The 22,717-nt window shown below is 60.1% G+C and carries 19 protein-coding genes and 1 tRNA gene; 8 read left to right on the top strand and 12 right to left on the bottom strand.

What is annotated here, in order from left to right; translation table 11 throughout:
• Positions 1 to 7: 7 nt before the first annotated feature.
• The 7 genes from BN3270_RS03790 to BN3270_RS03820 all read right to left on the bottom strand — a co-directional run bounded on the left by BN3270_RS03790 (position 8) and on the right by BN3270_RS03820 (position 8,689).
• On the bottom strand, positions 8 to 1,582 hold the full coding sequence (locus BN3270_RS03790) for a class I adenylate-forming enzyme family protein (RefSeq protein ID WP_082673329.1): 1,575 nt from the start codon (positions 1,580 to 1,582) through the stop codon (positions 8 to 10).
• Positions 1,583 to 1,617: 35 nt separating this feature from the next.
• Positions 1,618 to 2,385: an acyl-CoA dehydratase activase gene (locus BN3270_RS03795; protein WP_058985848.1), complete on the bottom strand. Its 768-nt coding sequence runs from the start codon at positions 2,383 to 2,385 to the stop codon at positions 1,618 to 1,620.
• A 30-nt stretch (positions 2,386 to 2,415) separates the two neighbouring features.
• Positions 2,416 to 3,573 (bottom strand): acyl-CoA dehydrogenase family protein, encoded by a 1,158-nt coding sequence (locus tag BN3270_RS03800; RefSeq protein WP_058985849.1) that lies wholly within the window; start codon positions 3,571 to 3,573, stop codon positions 2,416 to 2,418.
• A gap of 79 nt (positions 3,574 to 3,652) precedes the next feature.
• Complete coding sequence (locus tag BN3270_RS03805; RefSeq protein WP_058985850.1) at positions 3,653 to 4,954, bottom strand: MFS transporter; 1,302 nt, start codon at positions 4,952 to 4,954, stop codon at positions 3,653 to 3,655.
• 114 nt (positions 4,955 to 5,068) lie between these two features.
• Positions 5,069 to 6,193 carry a 2-hydroxyacyl-CoA dehydratase subunit D gene (locus BN3270_RS03810; protein WP_058985851.1) on the bottom strand — a complete coding sequence of 375 codons (1,125 nt, stop codon included), beginning with the start codon at positions 6,191 to 6,193 and terminating at the stop codon, positions 5,069 to 5,071.
• A 2-nt stretch (positions 6,194 to 6,195) separates the two neighbouring features.
• Positions 6,196 to 7,422 (bottom strand): 2-hydroxyacyl-CoA dehydratase subunit D, encoded by a 1,227-nt coding sequence (locus BN3270_RS03815; RefSeq protein WP_058985852.1) that lies wholly within the window; start codon positions 7,420 to 7,422, stop codon positions 6,196 to 6,198.
• A 25-nt stretch (positions 7,423 to 7,447) separates the two neighbouring features.
• The gene (locus BN3270_RS03820) at positions 7,448 to 8,689 is read right to left on the bottom strand and encodes a CaiB/BaiF CoA transferase family protein (RefSeq protein ID WP_058985853.1); all 1,242 of its coding nucleotides are present in this window, start codon (positions 8,687 to 8,689) and stop codon (positions 7,448 to 7,450) included.
• Between the two features lie 242 nt (positions 8,690 to 8,931).
• On the opposite strand from BN3270_RS03820, the gene BN3270_RS03825 reads away from it, so the two are divergent.
• Positions 8,932 to 9,618 carry a TetR/AcrR family transcriptional regulator gene (locus BN3270_RS03825; RefSeq protein ID WP_271711916.1) on the top strand — a complete coding sequence of 229 codons (687 nt, stop codon included), beginning with the start codon at positions 8,932 to 8,934 and terminating at the stop codon, positions 9,616 to 9,618.
• A 113-nt stretch (positions 9,619 to 9,731) separates the two neighbouring features.
• Here the strand turns inward: BN3270_RS03825 and BN3270_RS03830 are convergent, their stop codons facing one another.
• The 4 genes from BN3270_RS03830 to BN3270_RS03840 all read right to left on the bottom strand — a co-directional run bounded on the left by BN3270_RS03830 (position 9,732) and on the right by BN3270_RS03840 (position 14,125).
• Positions 9,732 to 10,040, bottom strand: coding sequence for a hypothetical protein (locus BN3270_RS03830; RefSeq protein ID WP_058985855.1), 309 nt, complete (start codon positions 10,038 to 10,040; stop codon positions 9,732 to 9,734).
• Between the two features lie 40 nt (positions 10,041 to 10,080).
• Positions 10,081 to 10,230 (bottom strand): hypothetical protein, encoded by a 150-nt coding sequence (locus tag BN3270_RS09455; protein ID WP_156411857.1) that lies wholly within the window; start codon positions 10,228 to 10,230, stop codon positions 10,081 to 10,083.
• Positions 10,231 to 10,334: 104 nt separating this feature from the next.
• Positions 10,335 to 11,789 carry an aldehyde dehydrogenase gene (gene aldA, locus BN3270_RS03835; RefSeq protein ID WP_058985856.1) on the bottom strand — a complete coding sequence of 485 codons (1,455 nt, stop codon included), beginning with the start codon at positions 11,787 to 11,789 and terminating at the stop codon, positions 10,335 to 10,337.
• Between the two features lie 1,448 nt (positions 11,790 to 13,237).
• On the bottom strand, positions 13,238 to 14,125 hold the full coding sequence (locus BN3270_RS03840; protein WP_082673330.1) for a helix-turn-helix domain-containing protein: 888 nt from the start codon (positions 14,123 to 14,125) through the stop codon (positions 13,238 to 13,240).
• Between the two features lie 323 nt (positions 14,126 to 14,448).
• Between BN3270_RS03840 and BN3270_RS03845 the strand changes: the two genes are divergently transcribed.
• From BN3270_RS03845 to BN3270_RS03870, 6 genes are all read left to right on the top strand, one after another.
• A complete protein-coding gene (locus BN3270_RS03845) occupies positions 14,449 to 15,486 on the top strand; it encodes a hypothetical protein (protein ID WP_058985858.1) in 1,038 nt (345 codons plus the stop codon).
• Between the two features lie 89 nt (positions 15,487 to 15,575).
• Positions 15,576 to 16,931: an FAD-dependent oxidoreductase gene (locus BN3270_RS03850; protein ID WP_058985859.1), complete on the top strand. Its 1,356-nt coding sequence runs from the start codon at positions 15,576 to 15,578 to the stop codon at positions 16,929 to 16,931.
• Positions 16,932 to 16,985: 54 nt separating this feature from the next.
• A complete protein-coding gene (locus tag BN3270_RS03855; RefSeq protein WP_058985860.1) occupies positions 16,986 to 18,374 on the top strand; it encodes a class I adenylate-forming enzyme family protein in 1,389 nt (462 codons plus the stop codon).
• Positions 18,353 to 18,625, top strand: a complete 273-nt coding sequence (locus BN3270_RS03860) for an acyl carrier protein (protein ID WP_058985861.1) — start codon at positions 18,353 to 18,355, stop codon at positions 18,623 to 18,625. Before BN3270_RS03855 ends, BN3270_RS03860 begins: the two co-directional genes overlap by 22 nt.
• The gene (locus tag BN3270_RS03865; protein ID WP_058985862.1) at positions 18,622 to 19,374 is read left to right on the top strand and encodes an acyl-[acyl-carrier-protein] thioesterase; all 753 of its coding nucleotides are present in this window, start codon (positions 18,622 to 18,624) and stop codon (positions 19,372 to 19,374) included. Before BN3270_RS03860 ends, BN3270_RS03865 begins: the two co-directional genes overlap by 4 nt.
• 222 nt (positions 19,375 to 19,596) lie before the next feature.
• A complete protein-coding gene (locus BN3270_RS03870) occupies positions 19,597 to 20,469 on the top strand; it encodes a pyridoxamine kinase (RefSeq protein WP_058985863.1) in 873 nt (290 codons plus the stop codon).
• Positions 20,470 to 20,569: 100 nt separating this feature from the next.
• Here the strand turns inward: BN3270_RS03870 and BN3270_RS03875 are convergent, their stop codons facing one another.
• The gene (locus BN3270_RS03875; protein WP_058985864.1) at positions 20,570 to 22,387 is read right to left on the bottom strand and encodes a serine/threonine-protein kinase; all 1,818 of its coding nucleotides are present in this window, start codon (positions 22,385 to 22,387) and stop codon (positions 20,570 to 20,572) included.
• A gap of 205 nt (positions 22,388 to 22,592) precedes the next feature.
• Here BN3270_RS03875 and BN3270_RS03880 point away from each other — a divergent pair.
• Positions 22,593 to 22,679: transfer RNA gene (locus BN3270_RS03880), tRNA-Leu, on the top strand.
• Positions 22,680 to 22,717: the final 38 nt, after the last annotated feature.

Consider the following 22,717-nt stretch of genomic DNA (forward strand, 5'->3'; position numbering starts at 1 on the left):
CACCGTCCTAAAGTAGAAATCTTCGTGTAGGTTTGAGCGCTTTTTCAACATCTTGCTTCAGCTGCTTACGGTCGACTTTACCGTTTCCCAGCCGCGGGAAATCGGCCATCTTAAGAACGACATCGGGATATTTGCATTTTTCGATGCGGCCTCGTGCATACTCACGCAAATCATATGACGTATCAACCCCGGGATGGCGCAGCTGAACGCAAAGGCACGTACGCTCCCCTAGTTCTGGATCGGGGTAGCCCACCATATAGCAATCAAGAACATTCGGATGCGAATGATAGAGAGACTCTATCTCAGTGGGGAAAATATTTATCCCGCCGCGAATGACCATATCCTTGATTCGCCCCGTGATATAAAGGCGTCCGCTCGAATCGAGTACGCCCATATCCCCTGTATGAAACCATCCATCTGAATCGAGCTCAGGCGGCACAAGAACGCCATCGCGCAAAATGCCTTGCATTAAGGTGGAAGTCTTACAGAGAATCTCATGCGATTCAGGATCTATAGACACCTGAGCCCCAGGCGTTGCGCGGCCCACGCTTTTTGCCCTGATCGAAAGCGGGTCAGTAAGACTATCAATAGTTAACGTAGCCGCCGTCTCTGTCATCCCATAGGACTGCAACAGCGTGCAGTTGTACCTACTCTCGAAAGTTTCGAACACGTTGGATGGGCAGGAGGCACCAGCGATCATGCCGACACGCAAGGACTGCAAATCCCAATCGTCGCTTTCGTTTACGCGCAGCTCGCGCACATACATCGTCGTTACCCCAAAATAGACGCTCGTGCGGGCAGCAGCCTGCAGGGCTAACGACGATTCCGGAGTGTACCGTTCGGCTGAAACGAGCGTCGCGCCCGCGAGCAAAGCCGCATGAACGCCAAGAAACCCATATACATGAGAAAAGGGAACGGGAACGTAAAGCACGTCCCCGCCATTTATCCCCAAGGCATCGACAAGTTTCTGAGCATTGAGCATGAAAGAGGAGACCCGATTGACAATAGGCTTCGGAAACCCTGTTGATCCCGAAGAAAACAAGATGATTTTCGATTCCTTGAAGTCGTCGGAATGGATGTCGTACCGGCTGACTTCCACCGGACGCTGAAGCACCTTCTTCAGGGGAATGCAATGGTAGGCCATATGCCTTCCCATCACCTTGGAATCGAGATCGGCTTGGTGGGCAAAGCTGCAAACACGATCGCTATCGGAAATCACAAGTGAAGGGTGCACCTGTCCGAAAAGCCTCTTTGCTTCGGTTGCGCTCGCTAATGTTGATTGCAAAGCGATGCTAACGCCCAGAGCTTCTGCCGCCGCAACAACTATGGCGAATTCCGGGTTGTTTCTAGAGACAAGCAATAACGTATCACCTGAGACCAGTCCAAGCCCGTAGCGAAAGTAGCGCGCTAAAGCATACGCTTTGCAGTACGCCTCTCCATAAGTAACATTTCGCGTCTTCCAAACGAGAAGATTCTTCGCTGGATGCAATCTGAAGCCTTTGTGCAGAAGTCGCAACAATGACTGCTCGGGAATAGCCCTTTCAACAGAATTCAATAATTGCAGACCTTGAAGTCCACCCATAGAACCTCCCCCCTCGCTTTGCTATCGAAGGGCCGTTAAGCTTCGAGTGCATACAAAGCGGCACCAAACGCCCCATTATATTGAGCAATAGAGCAAGTAAGAATCGGTTCCCCGATGCGCTCTTCGAGCCGGTGCCTTAATCCTTCATTCAAGGCGACACCACCTGTCATGGCCACATCCTTGGTAACGCCCAAACGCCGAACCAGGCCGTACGTACGATCCGCAACGGACGCATGAACACCAGCGACGATGTTCTCCATCGGCACTCCGGAGGCCAGTTTGGAAATCACTTCGGACTCGGCAAATACGGTGCACGTTGAAGAAACGGATGCGACCCCAGTAGCTTTATTGTCAAGATTTGAAAGCTCGTCCGTGCGAACACCAAGCACATTCGCCATGACATCGAGAAAACGGCCTGTGCCAGCTGCGCACTTATCGTTCATCACGAAATTTTCCAAATTGCCTTGATCGTCAAGTTTCAGGACTTTGGCGTCCTGGCCGCCAATATCGATGACCGTGTGAGCCGTAGGGAACAAACGCGAAGCGCCCTTTGCGTGGCAGGAAAGCTCAGAGTGCTGCATATCGGCTTGCTGAATTAAATTTCGGCCATAGCCAGTTGCACACGTGCGATCGATATCGGATTCGATAAGCGCGGCATCATCAAGCGCCATCTTTAGGGAACGCTCAGGACCCTTTGTGCCGGCACCGCCAAGGGAAAGACCGACCCCCACGATCTTTCCCTTGGCGTCGACGATGACGCACTTCGAGGTGGTCGATCCTATGTCGATACCCAAATATTTCATAGCTGACTCTCCCCTCAGCGCGTCGTGAGACTAATTGCGGGCGTACTTCTTTGCCAGCTGACGACCGGCGATATAGACCATGATTTCGTCCGTGCCGCCAGCGATTTCATGACCGCGCAGATCCTTCCAGATGCGACCGACACGCGTTTCGGTGGTATAGCCAAGGCCGGCATAAATCTGCAGGGCTTCGCTTGCGACTTTCACACAGTTTTGGGCACCGTAGCGCTTGAGAAGAGCAGAATCGATTCGTACCGATTCATCATTATCCATCTTCCACAAGGTGCGATACAGCATATTGCGGGTATTCTGCAGCGCCGTTTCCATCTCAGTGAGTTTGAGCTGAATAAGCTGATTGGAGGAGATGGGCTTACCGAAGGTCATGCGCTCGGTCGCATAAGCGGCAGCATCGTCCATAGCAGCCTGAGCGCAGCCGAGGCACTGAGCAGTAATAAGGCAACGTTCCATTTCGAAGTTCTTCATCAGGTTGACGAAGCCTTCGCCCTCCTTGCCTACGCGCATGTCCTCGGTGAGCACGACGTCATCGAAGTACATCTCGCAGAACGGCATAATCTGCTGACCGATTTTATGCAGAGGTGCCGTGCTCAGTCCCTTGGTATCGCGAGGAACAAGCCACATGGACATCTTACGATTGGCAGGAGTAGGATCTTCGTCTTTAGCGACAACCAGCACGTAAGGGAACACTTCGCCCTGCGTTACCCACGTCTTCTGCCCGTTGAGCAGATACGTGCCGTCGGGCTGTTTTACCGTCACAGAAGACATGGAAGCATTATCCGAGCCAGCGCCAGGCTCCGAAAAGCCCAGGGAGAAAATGGGCTTCCCGGTTTCCATATAGTGCTTCATGCAAAACTCTACTTGCTCCGGAGAGCCAAAATCAATCATGTCGCACATAGCGAGCGTGTTGTTCAGGAACGGCGTCACGCAACCTGCATGATGGGCAAATTCTTCTGTGAGAATTCCCAAAGTCACGCGATCGCAGGGGACGCCCCCCTGTTCTTCGGGAATGCCCATCAAACCAAAGCCAGCATCGAGGTACGCCTTGATGAGGTCGTCGCTCATGGCCTGGTTCTCGTACATATCGTTAATCTTCTGCTCATCGAGATTGCGCTCGCAGAATTCAGCGATGCTGTCAACGAGAAGCTCCTGCTCATCGGTGAGGGAAAAGTCCATTTGTTACTCCTTTTTCGAAAGAAACCGAGGGCATGAGGAAAACAGCCCCCGGTTTTTTACAGACGCAAAGCGCCACGTGCTACTTATTGCTAGAGGGAATCTCTTCAACGCGTTCAAGCTTTGCGCCACGAGCGAGCGCAAATGTGCCCAGCAGAAAGCTAGCCACCATGCACACCAAACTGAGAGCGAACATGAGAGAGAAGCCGTTAGGCAGATCGATAATCCAGCCCCAGAACACGGCCGCAAATGCCGACGCAAGAGCACCGACCATCGAGACGCGGGAATAAATATTGGTGTAATCGAGGCTGCCGAACACAGCGCGCGTCAGCAGCGGCGTTTGAACGGTAGTGCACGCATAGACGAAACCAAACAGGAAGGCGCCTACCATAAGAATGATCGCCTGAGACGGAAGGAACCACATGAGAACGACACCGATGATGCCACCGCCGATACCGAAGGCCATACCGCCCTTGATCGACTTGTCGTTCACCGCTCCCAAAATCACCTTGCCAATAGCCTGACCGGCCATGCAGGAAGAAGCGACAACGCCGGACATAGCCGCAATATCGGGCAGCGAAGCGCTGAAGGACTGGCAATAGGACGGCATGAACTGATAGACCGTTTGATTGATCGTAATGAGGCCGCAGAACGCAGCTACTGCGATGAATGCAGAGGTCTTCATCGCCCTGTTGGCGGGCACGCCGCTTTCCTTGGCGGCAGGCTTATCGGCGGACTGGACGGCTTCGCCGGCACCATAAGGAAGAAGACCTTTATCGGAAGGCTTCGAGCGCACAACGAAAAGAGTAAAGGGAAGGGTAACGACAAGAGTGAGAATACCAAACACCAGGTAACCAGTACGCCAACCATCCGGCCCCGCCTGAATGAAAGCAGTACCGATAGGGTTGAAAATAACTCCGCCAATGCCCGTGAAAGCCATGCAAAGGCCGATAAAGAATCCGACCTTCTTCTTGCACCACGCATTAATCAGCGTAGGAACGGCAAGATAGATCAACGGAGCGATGCCGATTCCCAGTACCACGCCAGCGATGTAGAACTCCCAAATCGCATTGAAGAACGACATGCTGATCAATCCGATGCCGCAAAGAACAACGCACACCGAAAGAATGACGCGAAGGTCGACTTTCGACATCAGCTTGCCCGCGAAAGGCAGCGTGAGCATCATAAAGATGTTCAAAATGCTGAAGTAGAGCGTGAAGGTCGCTTTAGGCACTCCAAAGTAATTGCTTACAGGCGTAAAGTAAATGCCCGCGCAGCTAAGAACCAAGGCGCACGGAACGCACGTGATCACGATGCCTGCCGCCACAATCAAGAAAGCGTAATGGAACCCGCCTTCTTTTTTCGATTTCAATTCTTGAGCCATAACTCCTCGTTTCAAAAACCCCTGAAGGCGCAGCTCACGCTAGGGACGCTCGTTTTGCGCCTCCAGAGGACCGCGGGGCCGTAAGACTCCGCACATTTGTTGGAAAGTGAATGGTTACAACAGTTCAGCGAACGTCTGCAGCTGAGTACGGGCTTGCTCGTAGCTTTCCGTCGTTTGGTCGATCTCGATAGTCACCGTACGAACACCGGCATCCTTGCAGGCATTGACAACGAAAGGCGCATCGAATTCTTCAGGGTCGCAGAACTTGGCAAGAAGCAGGACTACACCCTTCGCACCGTGCTCCGTAGCAATGCGGGCAACCTTGTCGGCATGCGTTTTGCCCGGATCGAACAGAATGGAGTCTTCTTTGATGCCGCAGTAGCCATCGGCAAGAGCATCAAGGGGCGCTTCGTCTTCGGGAACCTGAACGGCAAAGGCACGCGATTCCTTAGACAGGTCGTCACCGACGATTGCAAATTTGTTTTCTTCGAACATATCGAGAATTTGCGGAATGCCCTCATAGATGCCCGAAACGACGATCTTCTTAAAGCCGTCATCCGAAGGAGGCAGAGCAGCGAGTGCATCGTTAAGTGCCGTTACGGCTTTAAGATGATCCGCCTTATCCATGAAATAGGACGCCTCGATGACGTCTTTGCGCGCGGCAACACCGACTTCGGCAGGATGCGTCCCTGCAAGCTCGACGAACGTACGCATGGCGGCACGCCACTGGTTGTACAGCTTGATCGCTTCGGCGAGCTTGTCATCGTCGATGATAGCGTCGGCGCATTCCTCCACAGCGCGTTTCGCCTCCGTGTAGGACGCAAGCACGTATTCACGACCGGCAGGATCCTGGCGGTTCTGAGGCTGCGATACGTAAATCATCGGAACCGCATCGACGCCAGCCTTCCAATTCTGCGAGAACGCACGCAGCGTATCGCAGAGACCCGTGATCATGATGCCCGAAAGCTTATCGAGTTTGTGGGTCAGTCCCATTTCAAGCGTCGTCTGGCAAATCGAGCAATAGAACGGCGGGAAGTACTTCTTCGCTTCGACGAGCGGCATCTGCGCGCCCCATACGCCGAACGGCAGTGCGCCGGCAGCGTATACGAGCTCTTCGGGGATATAGTACGGCGTCACACCGATAACCTTACGTCCCTGCGCAACTGCAGCGTCGAGCTGAGCACGCGGATTCGCAGCCACTTCGCTCAGATGAGCAAGCGTTTCCTCAATGGCAGCCATGGCTACTCCCCCTTCCTCTTATTGTTCTCCATGATTTCCGTCATACCCTCGATACGCGTGTCGTACTGAGCTTCACTGAAGTTACGGGGATCCGCCTGGTCGCCGTCGAACGTGACAACCGGAATCTTCAGATCGTTTTCGATACGGCGGCCCATTTCAAGTGCAATGCCGCTCCACATCTTGCAGGAACGGTTGATGTGCACCAAAGCCGCATCCACCTTGCCATCGCGGCAGGCATCTTCGCGCAGCTTGGTAGCGCGCTCCAGATTCAGGCAATTCGGGACGTTGTAGTACACGCGATACAGCTCGTCGGTGTTGTTGTAAAGAACGCCGAACGCTGCTGCGTACACGGTACCCGTTACGTTGATGCCCGCTTCCTTCAGAGGATGGCTCGTAGCGCGCAGGTACGGCCAGCAAGCGATGCCTTCGAATAGGATGCGGTGCTTCTCCTCGACCTTGTAAGTCGACTTATGCTCGCGCACAAACTGCTCGTATTCGTTCGCCAGCTGCTCGAATGCATCGGCCGCCGTCTCTTTGCCGCGAGCCACAACAGCAACCGCCATGTGATTGAACAGGTCGAAGCCGTTGAGCGGAGACGGCTTGTAGTTGGCGTAGCTTGCAGCTTTAAGCCATGCACGAGCGCTTCGCTGCGACGTTGCCATTACCTGCTTGAAACGCTCGTCATCCCATTTCTTGCCGGTAATCTCCTCCAACTGCTTAATTGCAGACTGGAACTGGCCGCGCACATAAGCAGCACGCTTGTCATCCACTTCGAACTTATCGTTAAAGGGAATGTCCACCATGATGACGGGGATGTCGAGCATCTTGCCGATGGACTCGTACCAGCTCATCATGCAGGTGCAGATGTTGGTGCAGCACAGCAGGAAATCAGGTTCAGGAAGCTCTGCTTCCCCATTCGGGCATTTCTTCAAATCGGCATAGGCCATGCTGATGCGCGCGTATGCGCACAAATCGTTGGAGAAGCCCATGCCCTCGGCATGCTCGCACATCTCCTGACCAGCGCCGCGCGCACCGATTGCCGCAGCTTGGTTTTCCGGGTAGACCACATGCAGACCGAGCGTTTCAGGGATTTCTTGCGGGAAATTCGAAGCGCACCAGCCGATTTTCTCACCACGGGCCTTCGCATCGAAGGCATCCTGGGTAGCCTTGGCCGCAATCGCACGCAGTACGTACTTTGCTCCGGTTTTATCTTTCTTTTCCTCTGCCATTACGTCCTCCTCTCAAACGCGAAGGCTAATCTTGCTTAAGTTCGACTACCTTCCGGTTAGCGAGATCGTCGATCTGCTCCTGGCTGTATCCCAGGCCAGAAAGGACTTCCGCCGTATCTGCGCCCATGACGCCTGGCTTCTTGTATTCCGGCAGCGGAGTATCTTCCATATCGACCGGAGGACGCACGAGGACTTTTTCGCCATGCGGATAGTCCATCTTGTAGAAGCAATCCACGGCCCACGCCTGCTCGTCCTTGAGGATTTCGTCCCACGTCTGGCAGATGGAGAAGGGCACGTCAGCCTCAGTAAGGATTTCCTTCCATTCGGCAGCGGTCTTCTTGCTCATCGCCTCCTGGTAGATGTCGTACATTTCGGAAGTGCGACCAGTCTCATGCAGCTTAGCGAGATGGGAGAACACAGGATCGTCAAGCAGGTCTTCGCGACCGATGGCCTTGATGACCGCAGGGTAGTATGCATCGTAAACCGGCGTGCACACCTGAATGAAACGGTCGTCTTTGGTCTTCGCGCAGGGCAGCCACGGATTTGCGTTTTCGCGACGATCCATCGGGTAGCTTACGCCACCGAACTCGGTGCCATACTGAGAAGCCTGGATGAGCATTGCCTGCATGTAGATGGCCGCATGAAGCAGATTGACGGAAACCTTATCGCCCTTCCCCGTCGTCTTCGCACGGTACAGAGCGCCAAGCACGCCAGCAGCAAGAGCCATGGCCGCCTGATGATCGCCAAGCCCCGGAATCCAGTTACCAGGCACGGTACCCTTCTGATACAAAGAGCCGGACCAGCCACCACGCGCAAAGAATGCGGTGTAGTCGAAGCCGGGCAGATTGCAATCGGGGCCCTTCTCGCCGTAGCCTGTGATGTTGGCGTATACCAAACTGGGGTACTTGGCTTTGAGCGACTCATAATCAAGGTTCTTGCGCTTCAACGCGCCAGGACGCCAATTGGTCAGGAAGATATCCGCTTGGTCAAGCAGCTTGTAAAGAATGTCCTTACCCTCGTCGGTACGAACATCGAGAATCATTACCTTCTTGTTGGCGTTCTCAAGGTCGAAGCTCGTATTCTCATGCTGGTCGAGGGGACGGCCTTCGGAAGGTGCAGTCCAACGCAGGTTGTCGCCTTTAGCCGATTCGATCTTCACGACTTCGGCGCCCATGTCTGCCAACAGACGTCCAGCCGCAGGAACGGCAATGAACGTTGCCAGTTCAACCACCTTGATGCCCTCAAGCGGTCGCGAGACTTGTTCCATAACAACTCCTCCTAAATATCCGGCTCCTTGGCTCTCCTCACCTCGGAGCTACCCCCAATATGTGCTCTTTGTGAAGCCGAATATATAGGCAATATCCCATTTTATTTAGTAACGAATCTGCATAAGACCCATAGAATATGGAACTGTGCGGAGGGAGATTTAGATTATTTCCAGTTAGCAGATGCTGGTCTTCTTTGATATCGTCATAGCGCATCGTGCTCATAGGGAGAATGGGTATGACAGTGAGCGAAACGCAAAAATCAAAGACACAGTCGCTTATCAATGACTGTTTCATTCAGATGGTTGAGGATTCTTCCCTATCGCATACGCATATTGTTGACTTGATCAAAACGCTGGGAATAAATCGAAATACCTTTTATTACTATTATTCTGGGAAATACGATGTCGCTGTCTGCATCTTTCTCAGGGATTTGGCAGATTTGCTCTTGGCAACGGTGCCTTCTGAATGTCTTGTTAACCTGCCTATCAGCGACAGCCCGCATTCCACGCAAGGACTTCCGTATTGGACCCATATCGAAACGGGCGCACACGAACTTGATATGAGCGCATTCGTTAAGGCGTTGGGAAGAACCATGCGCACGAAGCCTCGATTTTATCGAATGCTCTTCAATCCCAGCGAACGCGAATTCTACCAAGCTCTTGAATCGATTTGGCGCGAGGCAATTTCCCAAGACCTCCACTTTATCCTAGGCGGGCGATATATGCCCGAAGAGACCAAAAGACTGCTCGTCAGCCTGCAGGCACAAGCAGTCAATTCACTATGCTGGTATTTCGCTTACCATGAGGATGATGTCGAAGCTCTCTGCGATGACCGGATAAACCCGTTCTCAAACATAATGCAAGAGGCAGTGTCGAGAGCCGTGCAGGAGCACCCTGTGAACCGCATACTGCGGAGGGCTACGCGCTAGACCTAGACAGGCTCAGCTCACAAGGTGTAAGTCGGCAGTATGCCTTTCTCGCCCAGCATGCAGACCGCTTCGTTGCAGCCGATTCCCCGCCCAGTCGCCAAACAACAGCGCCGCTAGATGCTCCAGGCGCGCATGCCCTCGACGCGAATGTCCTTCAGGCCCATGAAGCTGCCCAGGTCGAAGACGATCTCGTCATCGTATTCGAGCCCGCGTGCGCACACGAGCACATCCCCCACCGGCGCCTCGATCCGGCGTACGATTTTGGGCTCGAGGGCCCGGGCGCCCCTGTCAGAGACGAAATCGAGGGAGAGCGCGGAAAAGCCCGAACAGCAGGTTCGGGCATCGGCCAGCTCGACTTTGATGTGGCGCAGGCCCTTCCTTTCCATGTAGCTCGCAAGCTGCGGCGTGTAGATGACGCGCATGGGGACCTCCTTGGCACGTCGGGGGATGCGAGCGCGGCGGCTACCCCCGGTAATGATTCACGATGAACTTAGACGCGATAGGGGCCATCACCTCGTCGGCGCTCTGCGCGACCTGATTGCCGCGACAGTCGCACCAGATGCGGCCTGCGCGCGATTCCCTCATCACGTCGCACCCAATGGAATAGCCCATGCGCTCTCGCTTTCTCTCGTGCGCCCATGATACGCGAACGTTCCACAAAGAAGGGCCCGGAAGATCGCTCTTCCGGGCCCCGGTCGATTGTCTGCGGTCAATCGTTACTGCTTGTTGCGCTTCAGGTCGTAGTCGACGTAGCACACGTGGGTCTGCAGGAACTCCTCCAAGCCGTGCTCGCCGTCGTCGCCGCCCAGGCCCGACATGCGCATGCCGGCATGGAAGCCCTGGAAGGCCTCGAAATGCTCGCGGTTGATGTAGGTTTCGCCGAACTTGATTTCGTTGAGCGCCCTCATGGCCGTGTCGTAGTCGGTCGTGTAGATGGAGCTCGTGAGGCCGAAGTCGCAGTCGTTGGCTTTTTCAATCGCCTCGTCGAGCGTCTTGAAGGTCGAAATGGGCAGCACCGGCCCGAAGATTTCCTCGCGCATGATGCGCATCTCATGCGTGCAGCCCGTCACGACCGTGGGCTCGAAGAAGTAGCCCTTGCCGTCGACGGTCGCCGCGTGGCCGCCGCAGGCGATCGTGGCGCCCTCGTCGATGGCCGACTGCACCAGTTCCGCCACATGCTCCTGCTGCTTCTTGTTGACCATCGGCCCCATGTCGAAAGTGCCGCCGAGCGCCGGGCCATAGGTGACCGCGCTCATCTTCTCGATCACCTTCTGCGTGAAGGCGCTGGCGATGCCCTCCTGCACATAGACGCGCTCGGCCGCGTTGCACACCTGGCCGGTGTTGATGATGCGCGAAGCGATCACATGGTCGACCGTGGCGTCGAGGTCGCAGTCGTTCATCACGATGACCGGCGCCTTGCCGCCCAGCTCGAGCGAGACCTTGGTGACGTTCTGTGCCGCGTTGGCCATGATCTTCTTGCCCACTTCCGTGGAGCCGGTCATCGAGATCATCGCCACCTTCTTGTTGGCGCACAGGGCGTCGCCCGTCACGCCGCCCGGGCCGGTGATCACGTTGATCACGCCCTTGGGCAGGGACGATTCAGCCACGACCTTGGCGAATTCATAGGCGCCGTTGGGGCAGTCGGACGACGCCTTGATCACCACGGTATTGCCGGCGACCAGCGCAGGCGCCACCTTACGGCCGATGAGGAACAAGGGGAAGTTCCACGGCATGATGCCCGCGCACACGCCCAGCGGCACCTTGTACATGAAGATGTTCTCGTTCGGGCGGTCGGACGGGATGATCTCGCCCTTCATATGGCGCGCCAAGCCGGCGAAGAACTGAATGTAGGCGGGCAGCCAGCCGGCTTCGTCCATGGCCTGGGCAAACGGCTTGCCCATTTCCTCGGCCGTCACGCGCGCGAACGTTTCCTGCTTGGCGAGGATGGCATCGGCAAGCTCGTTAAGGTAGCCGGCGCGCTCGATCGCGGGCAGCTTCTCCCAGGACTTCTGCGCTTCGAAGGCCGCGTCGACCGCCGCGTCGACGTCGGCAGCGGTGGCCATGGGGAATTCGGAGATGACCTCTTCGGTAGCGGGATTGATATTGGGGCGCATCTCGCGATCGCCGTTGTCCAGGAATTCGCCGTTGATGAAAAGCTGGGTTTGCATCATATTCACTCCTCGGATTGAAATGAGAGCGCTGAACGCTCAATATCTCGACTATAGGGGCGCCTTTCCGCAGGCGTTCGCATGTGGCGGCAAACGAGCTGTTTTCGCGGGTAAGTGAACGGGTTCTATGCGCTTCGACAGAATTGTTTAGACAGACTATGCAGATTGACCGCATCGAGCGACGCCTTTGCGCAATCGAGGCAAGAGGCGCCGCACGGCCCGTCATCCCCGTTGCCCAGACGCCGTTGAAGCGCGCGAGGCCCTTTTCTGCGCGCGGCTAGGCTCGTCGGAGCGGAGCGCGGGCCGAACGGGCGAGGCCCCACGCGCGGTCTGCGCTTCATGCCAAACCGGGCGCGTGCGCCCCAAAAGTCTGCAGCGCCATGACGCTGCAGACCCCGAAATGACGTAAATATCTTTAATTCGCGGAATGTCCGACTGATACGCGAGATTTCAGGTTGGTCTCCTTGCAATAATGAACGGTGTTTCTAATATTGTTTAATAGTAATCATCAAGAGAGGCGAGAAGGGCTCCTCAAGTTCAGTCGATCCGCGAATTAGGAACATGTGCGTCAAAACTCCCCGTCGGGCGTGATCGGCGTGACCGATGGGAATCACGGCCCGCGACAGGGGCGACAGCGCAGCGCCTCGCCCCGCCGCCGGACGGGCTCGCCGGCACGGGAGCGGGCGAGTTTTGACCTAAAAGCGCCTATTTCGCGGTATGCCGGCGCGCGCAGGACGCTCGGCCGCTGAGTACGTGCACAGATTCTCAACATCCGTCCATTTACAAGCCCCGGAAGCCGTCGCCGGCCCTCGCGGCGCCCTCCCGGCCCGCGAATTAGGGACATTCGCGTCATTTCCCCACCCCGAGCGTGAGGGGGGGGGCGCGCGTTCGGGTCTCAGCGGGAAGGGCCCGCGCGCGGAACGCTCGGCGCCCGCCCGTGGCTTCCCGATCAAGTTTTCGAGCCAAAACGCCTCCGAAACGCGGTGGAATGGCATCTTATTGAACGTTATTTCCTGTTACGTTGATTATCATTCTCTATTTTTCGAAAAAGAGCTCGAAAACTTGATTGGCATGCCATAGGGACGCCGTTTTCGTTTCGCCGTGCAAGCGCAGGGAACGCAGCCCGCGCCAGGGGCGACAGCGCAGCGCCTCGCCCCGTCCCCAGGCAGGGCGACCCGGCAGCAGGGGCGACAGCGCAGCGCCTCGCCCCGTCCCGCAGGTTGACTCTGTCACCAAGCAGGCCCATGCACGGGGCGGGCGGGCGCGGGGGCGCCGTCGAGCGCCCCGCCAAAGAAGCGCGCGCTCGAGGGCGCGCCAAGTAAGGACTGTCGGTCGGGCGGCCCGGGCATGAGGTGACGCCACCCCCGACCCATCGGCGCGACCCGTCAGCGCGCTTCGACGCGGGATGCGCGCGAGCCGGCGCCCCCGCGCCCGCCCGCCCCGGCGTCCCGCTACTCCTTTGGGTCCCGCGCTGCCGTTTCGGCCAGCACCGTGCAGAACACCTTGGCGTGATAGCGCAGGTCGCGCGCGAATTCATCGGCTGTGACCGTCGGCTTGTTGCAGATCCAGTCCTGCACGTTGTCGTAGACCATATTGAAGAACTGCACGATAAAAGCCTCGCGCGCGTGGCGGTTCACCGGGCAGCCCGCCAGGTCGTGTTCAAGCAGCGGATACATGCGCGCCGTGGCGAACTCGCGGAAGGAGTTGAGCCCGCTTACGCGATAGGCGTTGCGGTAGTAGGCCCGGTCGCGCTCGAACGTGCGGCAGAGCTCGGGCATGTAGTCCCAGCAGACCCAATCGTCGTGATGGGGCACCGCAACGCAGAGGTCATGATAGAAGGTGCGGTTCATCAGATCGTACTTGTCGAGGAAATGCCGGTAGAAGGTGCGCCTGCTCACGCCCGCCTCTTCGCAAATCTGCGTAACCGACACCTCGTCGAAGTCGCGTTCGCGCACCAGTTCCTTCATGCTGGTGGACAGGGCTACCTCGATTGGCGAGAAGGGCGCCGTCGACATCTTCGCCTCGCCGGCAGTGCGCACGCGCCCCACCTCGTCCGCCGGGTCGACGGGCGCATAGGCGTTGGAAACGCGCGAAGCCGCTTCCCCGGCAAGCTCCGCGGAAGAGCAGTTGAGCGCTGCGGCGATTTTGGTCACCGTGGACAGACGCGGGTCTTTCGTTTTCGCATTGACCAAACTGGCCACCTGAGCCGTGCTCAGGCCCGTCGCTCGCGCGAGGTCGGCCTGCGTCATTTTGCGATCGGCCATCGCTCGTTTGAGATTTGCAGCAAAATCCATCGATCCCCAATCAAATGGACATTCGGTTGTTGGCTTCCCCACCATTTACGGGTGTGCGGTAAATCTAGCACATTGGTTTTCGGTCTTTACATGACAGTGTAAGGTATTACGTGAAGCACTGAGCACAATAGACGGCCACACATAAAATCCTTATGCATGTTTCACCAGCTCATGTAAAACTTTAGCGACCCTCACCGCGCCCATCACATCACATCTTCGCACTCTTGTGACGCAAAGGCTCACGTTCACGGCTTCGTGCCGCCTTCTGTCACACTTCCGTTGTTATTCTTGTGGCACGGAGAGAACTTCAGATATGCGCATACCGATGGTTCCACAACATCCCGAGGAGAGACAGGGAGGTGGTTTCAGTGTCCGCGTTGTTCGCAGTGCTGAAAGTCATCGGAATTATCTTGGCGATTCTCATCATCCTGGCAATCGCCGTGCTCATCGGCTGTCGGATCGTCTACGCCTGGGGCAAGAAGTACTACGCCCCCGCCGAAGAGCAGAACGTCGTCTATCCCGGCGACGAGCTCATGGACCGTTTCGACCCCGACTTGGTGGAAACCGTCACGTCAGCCATTACCATTGACCGCCCGGTCGAAGACGTGTACCCGTGGATCTACCAGTGGGGCGGCACCAAGTCGGGCTCGCTTTCGAGCGAGTGGCTCGAGCGCTGGTTCGGCCATCTGTCGATTTACAACCGCTACGAGCTGTGCGATGAATGGCAGATGCCCGACTCCTTCATGCCGGGCGACTTCATGGACTGGGACCGTTCGGGCATGGGCTGCGAAGCCACCGACGTCGTGGCCGACAAGTACATCATGAGCTTTTCCGACATCAAGCATCCCCCGCGGGCGCGCGGCGCCTACGCGATCGCCGGCGGCAAGTGCGATGACATGAACTTCATCTGGGGCTGGTACTTCGTGCCCCTGAAAGGCGGAAAGACCCGCTTCTTGTGCCACTGGAAGTACTACGGTACCAAGGACCCGGTCACGCGCTTCGCCTTGAAGCGCGCCATCTACATGTGCGGCACCGCCATGCAGCGTTGGCAGATGGAATACACCAAACGCTGCGCCGAAGGCACCATGCCCGTGCACAAGCACGTGAAGACCTACCGCAAGATCTTCGGCGCCTATCACTTCGCGCCCGACGAGGTGCAGGACGCGACCGACTGCCCCCAGATTAGGGAAGGCCGCGCCAACCCTGCCGTCAACGAAGTGCGCCCCGCCCGCATGGCCGACCCGGCCTGGCCGCCCGTCGCGAGCCCCTGGGACGTCGACGAAGACTACTACCGCGAACGCATCCCGCGCGCCATCGAGGACGTAAAGCGCAAGGCCGCCAAGCAGCAGGCCGCCGCGCAGGCCAAGATCGCCGCGCTCGAAGAGGAGCTCGCCGCCTTGCAATAGGCCGGGCGACACCCTGAACCGCAAAGAATCGAATACGGGCGGCTGTGCGAAGACGCCCACAACCTAAGGCAATGTGAGGAGAGATTGTCATGGATAAGAACACGCGCATCGCCATCATCAGAGGCGGCCCGGCGGGCCTTTCGGCCGGCATGTACCTGCAGCAGGCGGGCTTCCACAACTACACCATCTACGAGCGCAACGGCTGGGTGGGAGGCAAATGCCACTCCCCCGCCTACAACGGCCGCCGCTACGAGATGGGCGCGATCATGGGCGTGCCGAGCTACTACGCCGTGCACGACGTCGAGAAGTTCTGCGGCATCACCCACGACGGCCCCAAGCTCAACCGCAACTACAAGAACCTCGAGGGCAAGGTCGTCGACCCCTTCAACCCCCACAACCCCCTGCATGCGCCGCGCCTTCTGAAGATGCGCTCGCAGGTGAAGAAACTCGGCGAGCTGCTTGAGACCAAATACAAGGGCTATGACGTGAACGGCCACCGCGGCGTGGCGCAAGGCCGCTACGACGGCTACGCCGTCACGCCCGACCGCCCGCACATCGAAGGCGAGAACGAGAACCTGAAGGACCTCGCCCTGCCCTTCAAGGACTTCTGCGAGAAGAACGGCGTCGAGCTGTGCCAGGACATCTGGATCGGCCCCTTCACCTCGTTCGGCTACGGCTACTTCGACGAGATTCCGGCGGCTTACGTGCTGAAGTACCTCGACTTCCAAACCACGATGAACTTCGTGAAGGTGAACCTGTGGACGTGGAAGGACGGCACCCAATCGATTTGGGAGCACCTGAACGATGCGATCGAGCATCCGGCCCTGCTCCATTCCGACATCAGCAAAGTCGAGCGCGTCGACGGCGTGGTGAAGATCACCGTGAACGGCGAGGAGCACGAGTTCGACAAGCTCATCGTGACCGCACCGCTGCAGTACTTCGGTGAGTACGCCGACATCCGCCCCGACGAGAAGGAGCACTTCGAGAAGATCGACTACGAGCGCTACGACACGATGGCCTTCCTCACCAAGCCCGAGGACGCGCCCGAGATCTCCTACTACATCATGGAGAACATGACGCCTGAGCGCCTGGGCCATCTGATGGTGTACTACCGCCGTTGGCACGACACGATCGACCAGCCCTACGTGACCTACACCCTGCGCAAGCACGAAGGCGCACCCGAGCTTGACTACCGCGCAACCCAGAAGCAGGTGCTCGCCGACCTCGAGACGATGGGCAACCCGGCCGACAAGGTGATCGACGAGGGCAAATGGTACTACTTCCCGCACCTGAACAGCGCCGACTACGCGTCGGGATGGTACGACGAGGTGGAAGCCATGCAGGGCGCCTACGACACCTACTACGCCGGCGAGATCATGAGCTTCGGCGACATGGACGAAACGGCCGAATACAGCCGCGAGCTCGTGGATCGTTTCTTCAAGTAGGGCAAATGCCCACGGGCGGCATGCGCGCCGCCCGTGGGCGATCGGGTGAGGGCCATGGACGCATTCGAAGGATTCGCAGACCTGCTGGCGACGCGCACGGGCGACGACCCCGAAGCGACCTGCCTGCTCGTCGAGCACGGAGGGCAGGCACGGGCCGTTACCTGGCGCGCCTTCGGCGACCGCGTTGCCACGCGGGCGCGCGAGCTTGCGGCAACGGGCGCCGCCTGCGAGGCCCTGATCGCGACCGGCGGGATCGACTGCCTGGCAGAGGCCTTCGCCTGCGTCATCGCCGGCCTGCAGTGTGCCCTGATCGACCCGTTCGAGAGCGACGAGCAAGCCCGGGTCTTGATCGCCGCCTGCGATGCCGACGCCCTCTGGGCGCCCGCACGCCGGCGCGCGGCGCTCGAGGGCGCATTGCGCTCGGGCGCCGCTCCCGAGCGCGTGAAGCCCCGGCAGATCCTCTTCTTCACGAGCGGGACCACCGCACGGGCCAAGGCGGTGACGCTCACGGACGCAAGCCTCATGGCGAGCGCCTGGCGCGGCGCCTCGATGCTGCCGCTTTCCAAAAGCGACCGCCTGCTCGCCGCCCTGCCCCTCTCGCACGTCTTCGGATTCGTCTGCGGCGTGCTCTGGGGCATGCAATGCGGCTGCCCGGTGGCGTTCGGGCGGGGCGTACGTCACTTCGCCGACGACTTCGCCCTGTTCGAGCCGACGGCCGTGGCGCTCGTGCCCACGCTCGCCAAATGGGCGCTCGCCTGCGACGCCCTGGGGCCCAGCGTGCGGCTCGTGCTCGCTGGCGCGGCGCCCTGCCTGCCGGAACTGCGCCGCGACCTGCACGCACGCGGCATTCGCCTGTGCGCCGGCTACGGGCTCACCGAAACGAGTTCGGGCGTGGCCCTGTCGCTCGGCGACGACCCGAACGCGATGACCCCCTGCCCGCGCACCCGGGTGCGCATCGGACGCGGCGGCGAGGTCATCGTGCGCGCGCCGGGGAGCCTCATGCAGGGTTACTACGGCCAGCCGGAGACGGCACCGGCCGCCGACGGCTGGTTCGCCACGGGCGATGCGGGCCGCATCGACGCATCGGGGCGCCTGCACGTGCTCGGCCGGCTGAAAGACGTAGTGGTCCTTGCCAACGGGACCAAGCTCTTCATCCCCGAATACGAAAGCGCCCTGAAGCGAGCGCTCGGCAAAGAGGACGTGGCCGTGGTTGCCTACGCCGGGCAACCCGTGCTCGCCTGCGGGACGCTCGCCCATCACCCGGGAGCCGCCGCCGCAGACATCGAACGCGAACTTGCCCCGGCTCTTGCCCGCTACCCGCGCGAATCGCACATTGCGCGCACGGTTCTGCTGGGGCATGCGCTCCCCCGCACCGCCGCAGGCGACGTGCGCCGCTGGACCATTCAGGAGGAATTGGAACAATGGTTACCGAAGAAGAAGTGAAGCAGCGGGCGCGCGAGATCATCGCCGAACAGCTGCCCGACGCCTATCCCGACCGCATCGAGGACGACACGGTGCTCGCCGATGAAGGCAACGTCGATTCGATGGGCTTCATCTTGGTGCTCACCAAACTCGAAGGCGAGTTCGGCGCTACCGTGCCCGACGAGGAATGGGGCAGCCTACGCACGCTCGACGACGTGGCGCGCGCAATCGTGGCCCACGCAGACGGCGCCCGCACGGGCGATGCGCGATGACGAGCGCGCTGGGCCCGGCCGCCTACGAGGACGGCGTCTACCGCAGGCGCTACCTCCTGCGCGCCGACGACGTCGACATGCACCGCGTCCTGCGGACGTCGCGCCTGCTCGAGCTCGTTCAGGAAGCGGCGATCGCCCACACCGAGCAGGTGGGGATGGGCCGGCGCAAGACGCTCGACGCCGGCATCCTGTGGGTCGTCGCCCGCCAACACATCGAAGTCGCGCGGTGGCCGCGCTACGACGAGTGCATCGAAGTGGAAGCCTGGCCGGGACCCATGCAGCACGTGCTCTTCCCCCGCTTCGCCCTCGTGCGCGACGCAAAAGGGCGCGAGCTCGCCCGGTCGTCCGCCCTCTGGCTGCTCATGAGCGCCCGCACCCGAAAGATGGTCTTCCCCGCACACGCCGGCGTCCACGTCGACGGCGTACCTCACGGGCCCGCAATCCCCCTGCCGGGGGCCCTGGCCGGCGTGGCCGACGGCGGGCAAGCCGAGGTCGTCGTGCCCTATTCCGCCTGCGACCTCAACGGCCACCTGAACAACGCGCGCGCCCTCGACCTTGCCGAAGACCGGCTGGCCGGCCCCCTGAACGGCGTGCGTCCCATCGCCGTGGACATCGATTTCGAAGGCGAGGCGGCCCCGGGCGAGGCGCTCGCGCTCTCCTGGCGCGAAGACGGCGCGGGCGCCCGCGTGGAAGCCAGGCACGACGGTGCGCCCGTCTTCAGGTTGGCGATGGCGTATCCCCAACGCTGAGCGATAGCGTCGGCCGGACAGCCGATGGGGCCTGGCCCCAGAACGCCGCGCCTTCTGCACGCCTTCCGCCCCTCTCGCAGGGCCCGCGTTCCCGCTCGCGAAAAATCCCTTGCAATTTACTAGGTTTTCTCGACCTTTTCCATCGGTTTCCCGCGATGGTGCTAGAGTGGTGCGAAACGACGGGCCGCCTGGGCCATCGAACCTGCATTCAAGGGAGCTCATATGGAACCACTGTACAAGCGCGAGGGTGCCTATATCCCCCGCATCGCCGCCATCCACGACCTGTGCGGATACGGAAAATGCTCGCTGGGCGTAGCCATCCCCGTCCTTTCCGCGGCCGGCTGCGACGTGTGCCCCGTGCCCACGGGCCTCTTCAGCAGCCATACCGCCTTCCCCGGCTGGTACATGCACGACACCACCGGCATCCTGCATGACTACCTGGAAGCCTGGAAGGGCATCGGGGTGGACATCGACGCGGTGTACTCCGGATTCCTGGGGGCGCCCGAGCAGGTGGACATCATCAAGAGCGTCTACGAAACCTACCCCAAGGCCCTGCGCGTGGTCGACCCGGTCATGGCCGACAACGGCAAGGTCTACCCCACCTACACACCCGAGCTCTGCCAGGCCATGGCCGAGCTCGCCAACGGGGCCGACATCCTCACCCCCAACCTGACCGAAGCCTCGATCATCTTGGGCATCGACTGGCCGGGCGCCGACATCGACACCGGCACCGTGCACCGCATGATCGACGGCCTTCGTGAAAAGGGCGCCAAGAACGTGGTGCTCAAGGGCATCGAGCACGGCGACGGCACGATCCACAACTACATCGAAGGCGAATCGGTCGACTTCACCGAAACGACCAACGAACTTCTGCCCTACAAGCTGCACGGCACGGGCGACCTGTTCGCGTCGGCCTTGCTCGCCGCCGTCATGGCCGGCAAGGACCTGGCGTGCGCGACCCGCTTTGCGAGCGACTTCGTAGTCGACGCGATGAAGGTCACCGCCCACCAGCCCGATTTCCAGAACCGCGGCGTGAGCTTCGAGCCCCTGCTGGGCAAGATTTCCGACCTGCTCGACCTGAATCTCGAGGACTAGGGCGCAAGGCGAAACGACAAGCGCACAGGGAAGGGAAGCGGGCGCTGCGGCGCCCGCTTTTTGCGCGCGGGTGCGAAAGGCCAATCGGGCGGGGCGACGCCTACGCGCCGGAGCCGTCGCCCAGTTGGCGCAGGTCTTGGGCGATTTCGTCTTCGTAGAGGGGTTGGCGCGCGGGCACGAAGAGCGCTGAGGCGAGGACGGCCACCGCGGTCGCCGCGAGGACGGGCACGAAGCCGGCCTCGTAGGTCGGCAGGCCCTGAAAGCCGCCGACCGCCCAGTCGGGCACGACGGCACAGGCGAGCAGGGCCCCCGCCGCCAGGGCCCCCGCCGCACCGGCCACGCGCGAGCGGCGCGCGCAGGAGCCCGAAAACACGAGAGCGACAAGCACCCAGGCGGCCAGGGCAATCCAGGTGCCGGGCCTTCCGACAAGACCCGCCAGGGCGGCATTGACGTCGACGCCGTGGGCGCCCATGCGCCAGAACCCCCAAGGCGACGCCGAAAGCCCCGCCAGCATGAGCGCGACAAGGAAGGAAAAGGCCGCGTTGGCCGCCGCGTATTTGGCACGCAAGGCATATCCGCTGGCCAGAGCCGCAAAGCAGGAGGCGCCCGCAAGGCCGGGAACGACGACGCCAAGCGCCGAAGCCGCCTGCACGATGCCGTAACGCCCCGAAAAATACCACCACACCGCAGCCGCCCCGAGCATGACCGACCCCGCAAGCGGCGACCCGTCGGCAAAGAGGGCCACGCCCAAGAGCGCCGTCGCGCCGAGGGCGCCCGCATGGGGAACGAACAGGGCGAGGATCGTCGCCGCGGCGGCAAGAGCAGGAGCCAGCCACACGGGGGCGCCGGGCAGGGCGGCGATCGCCGGCGCGCATGCCGCAGAGAGGATGCCGGCCGACGCAGCACACCACAGGCGCACGACCGCTTCCGCCGGGGGCACGGGTGCCGAGCGGAAGCGATGGGGACGTTCCGCTTCGGGCTCTTCTTCGTCGTCGGCGCAGATGCGCTGCACGAGTTCTTTCAGCTGCGCGCGCCCTGCCGTGATACTGCCCAAGCAGGGCTGCAGGGCGTCGGCGAAGTCGGCCACCGTCTCGAAGCGCTCGTCGCGATCGGGGTCGAGCGCGCGAAAGATCGCATCGTCGGCGCGGGCGTCAATGCCCGGCATGCAGAGGCTGGGTAGTACGAGCTCGGCGTTGCATATCGCTTGTTCGGCTTGCTTGAGGTTCTTCGCCACGAAGGGGTTCTCGTCGGCGATCATCTCGTAGACGAGAGACGCGAAGGCCCACTCGTCGCAACGCTCGTCGAGAGGCTCGCGGCGCATCTGCTCGAGGGGCATGTAGCCGATCGTGCCGCCTTCGGCTTGCGCGTAGCCCGCGGCGCTCGATAGCTCGGCCAGGCCGAAATCGGTCACCTTCACCTGTCCCTGATGGTTCACGAGGACGTTGTCGGGCTTGATGTCGAGATGGAGGACCTGGTTGGCGTGGGCCACTTCGAGCGCCTGGGCCACGTCGTGGACAACCGCCGCCACGACGTCGGGCGTGATTTCAGGGGACGCCTGGCTCATGAGCTGCGAGAGCGTAAGGCCGTCGACGTACTCCATGATGAGGTAGGCGCAGTCGCCTTGGACTTCGAAATCGAGCACGCCCGCGATGTGCGGGTCGGACAGCAGGGCGGCCGTGCGCGCTTCGGCGAGGCCGGGCACGCGTTCGGCATCGAGAGCCGCGTCGTCGGAAAGGAGCGACGAGGGGCCGCTCGCGCCGGCGTCGAGCGCGCGGCCGTCGACCGGCATGATCTTCACGGCCACGCGACGCTGGATGCGCGTGTCCCACGCCGCCACGACGGTGCCGAAGCCGCCTTCGCCGGCCGTCTCTATCGGGCGGTACCGCCCCAGTATGAGCTCTTCGGGCGCCTGGGCCACCGCTGCTCCTTTCATCGGTAGCGCCCATGATAGCGAAAAAGCATGAGCGAACGGATCGGGCGGGCCGCTTTGCAAGGCGCGGGCGCAGCACCGAAAGCAGAGACTCCTTTGGTCGGCATTTTTTCACATTTCCCTCTTGCAATTCATATGCGGATTAGGTATTGTTTCACCTTGCCTGTTCGATGAGATTCGAGCGAAGCGCTTTGCGGGCGTGGCGGAATTGGCAGACGCGTACGGTTCAGGTCCGTATGAGAGCAATCTCATGAAGGTTCAAGTCCTTTCGCCCGCACCATTTTGCATGCAAGCCACCTTCGGGTGGCTTTTTTCATG

The organism is Hugonella massiliensis, assembly GCA_001486445.1.
Taxonomy (GTDB): domain Bacteria; phylum Actinomycetota; class Coriobacteriia; order Coriobacteriales; family Eggerthellaceae; genus Hugonella; species Hugonella massiliensis.

Excerpts from the sequence above, each read along its gene's own strand:
- BN3270_RS03790 (WP_082673329.1), bottom strand. The coding sequence starts at position 1,582 with ATGGGTGGACTTCAAGGTCTGCAATTATTGAATTCTGTTGAAAGGGCT.
- BN3270_RS03795 (WP_058985848.1), bottom strand. The coding sequence starts at position 2,385 with ATGAAATATTTGGGTATCGACATAGGATCGACCACCTCGAAGTGCGTC.
- BN3270_RS03800 (WP_058985849.1), bottom strand. The coding sequence starts at position 3,573 with ATGGACTTTTCCCTCACCGATGAGCAGGAGCTTCTCGTTGACAGCATC.
- BN3270_RS03805 (WP_058985850.1), bottom strand. The coding sequence starts at position 4,954 with ATGGCTCAAGAATTGAAATCGAAAAAAGAAGGCGGGTTCCATTACGCT.
- BN3270_RS03810 (WP_058985851.1), bottom strand. The coding sequence starts at position 6,193 with ATGGCTGCCATTGAGGAAACGCTTGCTCATCTGAGCGAAGTGGCTGCG.
- BN3270_RS03815 (WP_058985852.1), bottom strand. The coding sequence starts at position 7,422 with ATGGCAGAGGAAAAGAAAGATAAAACCGGAGCAAAGTACGTACTGCGT.
- BN3270_RS03820 (WP_058985853.1), bottom strand. The coding sequence starts at position 8,689 with ATGGAACAAGTCTCGCGACCGCTTGAGGGCATCAAGGTGGTTGAACTG.
- BN3270_RS03830 (WP_058985855.1), bottom strand. The coding sequence starts at position 10,040 with ATGCGCGTCATCTACACGCCGCAGCTTGCGAGCTACATGGAAAGGAAG.
- BN3270_RS09455 (WP_156411857.1), bottom strand. The coding sequence starts at position 10,230 with ATGGGCTATTCCATTGGGTGCGACGTGATGAGGGAATCGCGCGCAGGC.
- aldA (WP_058985856.1), bottom strand. The coding sequence starts at position 11,789 with ATGATGCAAACCCAGCTTTTCATCAACGGCGAATTCCTGGACAACGGC.
- BN3270_RS03840 (WP_082673330.1), bottom strand. The coding sequence starts at position 14,125 with ATGGTGGGGAAGCCAACAACCGAATGTCCATTTGATTGGGGATCGATG.
- BN3270_RS03850 (WP_058985859.1), top strand. The coding sequence starts at position 15,576 with ATGGATAAGAACACGCGCATCGCCATCATCAGAGGCGGCCCGGCGGGC.
- BN3270_RS03855 (WP_058985860.1), top strand. The coding sequence starts at position 16,986 with ATGGACGCATTCGAAGGATTCGCAGACCTGCTGGCGACGCGCACGGGC.
- BN3270_RS03860 (WP_058985861.1), top strand. The coding sequence starts at position 18,353 with ATGGTTACCGAAGAAGAAGTGAAGCAGCGGGCGCGCGAGATCATCGCC.
- BN3270_RS03865 (WP_058985862.1), top strand. The coding sequence starts at position 18,622 with ATGACGAGCGCGCTGGGCCCGGCCGCCTACGAGGACGGCGTCTACCGC.
- BN3270_RS03870 (WP_058985863.1), top strand. The coding sequence starts at position 19,597 with ATGGAACCACTGTACAAGCGCGAGGGTGCCTATATCCCCCGCATCGCC.